This is a genomic window from Plantibacter sp. CFBP 13570, assembly GCF_014841395.1.
GTDB lineage: Bacteria > Actinomycetota > Actinomycetes > Actinomycetales > Microbacteriaceae > Plantibacter > Plantibacter auratus.
In genome coordinates, this window is record NZ_JACYTW010000119.1 from 1 (window position 1) to 4,869 (window position 4,869).

Sequence of the window (4,869 nt, forward strand, 5' to 3'; positions counted from 1 at the left end):
CCGTGCGTGCGCGCGTGGCGGGCGAGGAGGTCGCCCAACGGATCGGCGACCGGCTCGGTGAACGCGACCGGCACGCCGATGGGCAGCGGGGTGCCGAGCGCGTCGCGGAGTCGGCCGGCGTCCTCGATCGCGGCGAAGCGCTCCTCGCCGGCGATCGGGACGCGGATGACGCGCTTCGAGCGTTCGAGTTCGGCGACGGCGGCAGCCGAGCGAGCCGGATCGGGGGCCCAGGCTTGCGGGTCGTCGCCACGACTCGCCTCGCCGTCGGCGGAGACGGTGACGCCGTCGAAGGTCGTCCGGGCCGCGATCTCGTCGATGGTGAGCGGGCCGAGCATCCGCAGCGCGTCGGCGACGCCCTCGACCCCCTTGAGTCGTCGGTCGGGGTCGAGACGTTGCAGCTCGAGCGCGGTCTGCTCGATGACGCCCGGGTCGAGGAGTTCGCGGAGTTCCACCCGACCGAGGAGCTCGCCGAGCATGGTGCTGTCGACCGCGAGAGCCGCGGCCCGGCGCTCGGCCAACGGGCTGTCGCCCTCGTACATGAACGCGCCGACGTAGCCGAACAGGAGCGAACGGGCGTAGGGCGAGGGCTGATCCGTCGTGGTCTCGATGATGCGGATCGCGCGCGACTGCAGCTCGCGGGCGAGGTGGTCGAGTGCCGGGAGGTCGTAGACGTCCTGGAGACACTCGCGGAGCGTCTCGAGGATGATCGGGAACGTCGGGTACTGCTTCGCGACCTCGAGGAGCTGCGCCGACCGCTGGCGCTGCTGCCAGAGGGGCGAGCGTTTCTGCGGCGAGTAGTTCGGGAGCAGGAGGGCACGGGCGGCGCACTCGCGGAACCGCGAGGCGAACAATGCCGAGCCGCCGACCTCCTGCGTGACGAGGGCGTCGAGCTCCTCCGGTTCGAAGACGAAGAGTTCCGCTCCCGGCGGCTCGCTCTCGGTGTCGGGTAGGCGGACGATGATGCCGTCGTCGCTCGCCACCGCCGAGCCGTCGACCCCCAGCCGCTCCTGCACCCGGGCGCCGACCGCGAGCGCCCAGGGGGCGTGCACACGGAGTCCGTAGGGGGAGTGGAGGATGACCCGCCAGTCGCCGAGTTCGTCGCGTGAACGTTCGACGACGAGGGTCGTGTCGTTCGGGACGACGCCCGTCGCCTCGCGCTGCTCGCGGACGTAGGCGACGAGGTTGCTGATGGCCCGCTCGTCGAGGCCGGCCGCTTCGAGACGTGGGGTGGAGCCCGTTCCGGTGGTGTCGAGCTCGCGCACGAAGGCGCCGATGGCGCGACCGAGCTCGGCCGGGCGACCGATGCCGTCGCCCTTCCAGAACGGCAGTCGCCCCGGCTGGCCGAACGCCGGCGTCACGAGCACGCGGTCGTGGGTGATCTCCTGGATGCGCCAGCTCGTGGCGCCGAGGGCGAAGACGTCGCCGACGCGGGACTCGTAGACCATCTCCTCGTCGAGCTCGCCGACGCGCGCGCCGGCACCCGACTCGCCGACCATGAAGACGCCGAAGAGCCCGCGGTCGGGGATGGTGCCGCCGCTCGTGACGGCGAGGCGCTGCGCTCCCGGTCGCCCGGTCAGGACCCCGGCGTCGCGATCCCAGACGATCCGCGGGCGCAGCTCGGCGAAGGCGTCGGAGGGGTAGCGTCCGGCCAGGAGGTCGAGCGTCGCCTCGAAGGCCGAGCGGGGCAGGGAGGCGAACGGGGCACTGCGCTTGACCGTCTCGAACCAGTCCTCCACGCCGAGTTCGTCGAGCGCGACCGCAGCGACCGTCTGCTGCGCGAGGATGTCGAGCGGGTTCGAGGGGACCTCGATCGCCTCGATGAGCCCGGCCTCCATCCGCTCGGTCGCGACCGTGGTGCTGATGAGGTCGGCGCGGTGCTTCGGGAACAGGACGCCGCGGGAGACCTCGCCCACCTGGTGGCCGGCGCGGCCGACCCGCTGCAGGCCGCTCGCGACGCTCGGCGGGGACTCCACCTGGATGACGAGGTCGACCTCGCCCATGTCGATGCCGAGCTCGAGGCTCGAGGTCGCGACCACGCAGCGCAGGCGTCCGGACTTGAGGTCCTCCTCGATGCCCGCGCGCTGCTCCTTGGAGACGGATCCGTGGTGGGCGCGTGCGAGGAGGGGGATGTCGTCGTCGCTCTCCTCGGTTGCCGGCCGGGCGGCTGCGGCCGCGACGCTCGTCGAGCCTCGGGTCTGGCCGCTCTGGGCCATGAGCTGCGCCGGTGGACGCCCGGCACCGGGGGTCGTGAGGGTGGCGTCGCTGAGTCGGGCCTCGTTGATCTCGTTGAGCCGGGCCGTGAGCCGCTCCGCCAGCCGACGGGAGTTGGCGAACACGATGGTGGAGCGGTGCGCGAGCACGCGGTCGACGATCGCCTCCTCGACGTGCGGCCAGATGCTGCCGACGCGGTCTTCGCCGCCGCCGTCGCTGTTCGGGGTGTACCCGGTGAACCCGCCACCGCTGCCGTCGTCGTCGGCCTCGCCGGGTGTCCGCATGCCGGCGTCGGGGTCGGTCATGTCGTCGACCGGGACGACCACGTGCAGGTCGAAGGTCTTCGCGGCCGGCGGGGCCACGATCTCGACCGGTGCGCGGCCTCCGAGGAACCGCGCGACCTCCTCGGCGGGGCGCACCGTGGCGGAGAGCCCGATGCGCTGCACGGGCTTCTCGAGCATGGCGTCGAGCCGCTCGAGCGACACCGCGAGGTGCGCGCCGCGCTTCGTCGAGGCGACGGCGTGGATCTCGTCGATGATGACGGTGTCGACCGTGCGGAGGGTTTCCCGCGCCGCGCTCGTGAGCATGAGGAAGAGTGACTCGGGGGTGGTGATGAGGATGTCCGGTGGCTCTTTGGCCATCGCCCGGCGGTCGGCGGACGGGGTGTCGCCCGAGCGGACGCCGACACTGATGGTGGGTGGCTCGGTGCCGAGGCGGCGTGCCGCCTGGGCGATGCCGACGAGCGGGGTGCGGAGGTTGCGCTCGACGTCGACGCCGAGGGCCTTCAGCGGCGAGATGTAGAGGACACGGGTGCCGCGGGAGCGCTCACGTTGGGCGGCGGCGGCCTCCGCTTCGTCGGCCTCGAGCCCGGTGAGCGGGACGCCGGTGCGCGGCCGGACGGCGTGCTCGGCGATGGCCTCGGAGAGCAGGCGGTCGATCGACCAGAGGAACGCTGACAGGGTCTTGCCCGAACCGGTCGGCGCGACGACGAGGGCGTTGGCGCCGCGGGAGATCGCGTCCCAGGCACCCGCCTGCGCCGGCGTGGGCGCGACGAACGCCCCCTCGAACCAGTCGCGCGTCGCGGGGGAGAAGCGCTCGAGCACCTCGGTCATGGGTTCCATCATCCTGCACCCCACCGACACCGCGACCGGCGTCGCGCGCGGCCGCGTGGCCCCGTATGATCCCGCCGCGGGTCGGGCGCGGTGTCCGGTCGAACCGCCGCCCACCTGGATCGCCGCTCGGCTCCATACGGTATGAAGGAGCTATGAGCGTTCGCACCCCTGATCCCAACCCGGAACCCGATCTCCCCGGCAATTCCAATCCGGGCTGGCTGTCGGACGTCGAACTCGAGGAGATCCGCCGCCGGCTCCCGCTGCTGTACGTGGAGGCCGTGCCGGTCCGCGTCGACGGCTTCGGTGTCGTCACCGAGGTGGGCGTCCTGCTCCGGGCCACCGCGCTCGGCGAGATGACGCGCACGCTCGTCTCCGGTCGCGTCATGTACGGCGAGACGATCCGCGACGCGCTCTTCCGTCACCTGGAGAAGGACCTCGGTCCGATGGCGTTCCCGCTGCTCCCTGCGTCGCCCGTGCCGTTCCAGGTGGCCGAGTACTTCCCGTTGCCGGGCCTGTCGCCGTACTCCGACGACCGGCAGCACGCCGTCGCGCTGGCGTACGTCGTCCCGGTGACCGGCACCTGCGAACCCCGCCAGGACGCGCTCGAACTCACGTGGATGACGCCCGAGGCGGCGTCCTCCGACGCCATCGCCGCCGAGATGGAGGGCGGCCGAGGCACGCTCCTCCGCGCGGCCCTCGCCTCCGTCGGCCGGCTGCGCTAGCCCTTCGACAGGCTCAGGGACCGGGGGAGCGGCTCAGGGACCGGGGCGCGTCAGCGGGTGTAGCGGACCTCGTCGATCATCTCGCCGAGGAACGGCTCGGTCTTGGCTCCGCCGTCGAGGACGAACCCGTTGCGCTGGTAGAAGCGGTGCGCACGCGGGTTGTCCGCGGCGACCCACAGGAACGACGGCTGGCCGTCGGGGATGGCGGCGTCGAACAGCTGCTGACCGATCCCGGTGCCGTGCCACGCGTCGAGCAGGTAGATGAAGTAGAGCTCGCGCTCGCGGGGTGCGTCCTCCTCGCGGGCCGGACCTGAACCGGAGAACCCGACGATCTCGCCGTCGACGAGGGCCGCGAAGTGCGTGTACTCGGGGCCCTGTGCAGCCCAGTGGGTCCAGAGCTCGGCCATGCGACGCGGCGACAGCTTCGCGAGCGTCGCAGCGCTGATGAGGTGGTCGTAGGTCTCGTGCCAGGACGTGGCGTGGACGCGTCCCAGCGACTCGGCATCGACGTCGCGGACGGGGCGGACGACTGCGTTGACGTTCATGGTGGAACCGTATCCCGAGCGCCCCCGTCTCGCGAAATCGAGCGGGTCCACGAACGGCGAAGCGCCGCCCACCCTGCGGTGGACGGCGCTTCGTTCGAGCGGTTCGCTGCTAGTTGCCGCTGGACGCGCGACGGTTGGTCCGGGGACGCGAGGACTCGGTGGGAGCGCCCGAGTTCGCGGCGTAGCCGGTGCTGTAGTGCGTGCGGCTGCCACCGGTGGCGGCACCGGCACCGGCACGGGCACCGCCCGAGCGACCGGCGCCGGAGCGCTGTCCGCCCT

At 72.5% G+C, this 4,869-nt stretch carries 3 protein-coding genes; 1 reads left to right on the forward strand and 2 read right to left on the reverse strand.

What is annotated here, in order from left to right; translation table 11 throughout:
• Nucleotides 1-3,323, reverse strand: a 3,323-nt coding sequence (locus IFT89_RS19645; protein WP_202939819.1) for a DEAD/DEAH box helicase, incomplete at its 3' end; no start/stop codon positions are given.
• 152 nt (nt 3,324-3,475) lie between these two features.
• On the opposite strand from IFT89_RS19645, the gene IFT89_RS19650 reads away from it, so the two are divergent.
• Nucleotides 3,476-4,045 carry an NUDIX hydrolase family protein gene (locus IFT89_RS19650; protein ID WP_064294286.1) on the forward strand — a complete coding sequence of 190 codons (570 nt, stop codon included), beginning with the start codon at nt 3,476-3,478 and terminating at the stop codon, nt 4,043-4,045.
• A 50-nt stretch (nt 4,046-4,095) separates the two neighbouring features.
• Here IFT89_RS19650 and IFT89_RS19655 read toward each other — a convergent pair whose 3' ends face one another.
• The gene (locus tag IFT89_RS19655) at nt 4,096-4,590 is read right to left on the reverse strand and encodes a GNAT family N-acetyltransferase (protein WP_085511004.1); all 495 of its coding nucleotides are present in this window, start codon (nt 4,588-4,590) and stop codon (nt 4,096-4,098) included.
• Nucleotides 4,591-4,869: the final 279 nt, after the last annotated feature.